Source organism: Streptococcus sp. F0442 (assembly GCF_000314795.2).
GTDB lineage: Bacteria > Bacillota > Bacilli > Lactobacillales > Streptococcaceae > Streptococcus.
Genome location: NZ_KB373314.1, coordinates 1,093,894 through 1,094,930, shown reverse-complemented (window position 1 = coordinate 1,094,930; position 1,037 = coordinate 1,093,894). Strand labels below are relative to the sequence as shown.

At 44.8% G+C, this 1,037-nt stretch carries 1 pseudogene; it reads right to left on the bottom strand.

The window, feature by feature from the left end:
* A pseudogene (locus tag HMPREF9186_RS11675) lies at positions 1–1,037 on the bottom strand (hypothetical protein); the annotation flags it as partial.

The following is a 1,037-nucleotide window of genomic DNA, read 5'->3' as shown; positions in this document are numbered from 1 at the left end:
TCTGAGTCAGTATCGGCCTCTGAATCGGTCTCAACGTCTGAGTCAGTATCGACTTCAGAATCAGTTTCAACGTCAGAGTCAGCATCGATGTCTGAATCAGTGTCTACGTCTGAATCACTGTCAACATCCGAATCGGTGTCAACATCTGAATCGGAGTCAACATCTGAGTCGGTATCAACATCTGAGTCAGTGTCAACCTCAGAATCAGTGTCAACCTCAGAATCGGTGTCTACATCTGAGTGTATATCAACGTCAGAATCAGTTTCAGCATCTGAATCGATTTCTACCTCTGAATCTGTATCAATGTCCGAATCGGTTTCAGCCTCAGAATCAGTTTCAACATCTGAATCAGTCTCAGCGTCTGAGTCATCGTCAGCTTCAGAATCAGTATCGACATCCGAGTCAGTGTCTACATCTGAATCAGCCTCAACATCTGAATCAGTGTCTACGTCTGAATCGATTTCTACCTCTGAATCACTGTCAACATCTGAGTCAGTGTCTACGTCTGAGTCAGTCTCAGCGTCTGAGTCATCGTCAGCTTCAGAATCAGTGTCTATGTCTGAGTTAGTTTCAAGTTCTGAATCAGTCTCAACGTCTGAATCGGTATCAACGTCAGAATCAGTATCGACATCCGAGTCAGTTTCAAGTTCTGAATCAGTGTCAACATCCGAATCGGCCTCAACGTCTGAGTCAGTCTCAAGTTCAGAATCTGTATCAATGTCCGAGTCAGTGTCAGCCTCTGAATCAGTGTCTACGTCTGAGTCAGTTTCAAGTTCTGAATCAGTCTCAACGTCTGAATCGGTATCAACGTCTGAATCGATTTCAACCTCTGAGTCAGTGTCAACATCCGAGTCGGTTTCTGTATCCGAATCAGTTTCAACATCCGAATCGGCCTCAACGTCTGAGTCAGTGTCGACATCCGAGTCAGTTTCAACATCTGAATCAGTCTCGACATCCGAGTCATTGACAGCGTCCGAGTCAGTTTCAACATCTGAATCAGTGTCTACTTCAGAATCAGTATCAGCCTCTGAATCAGT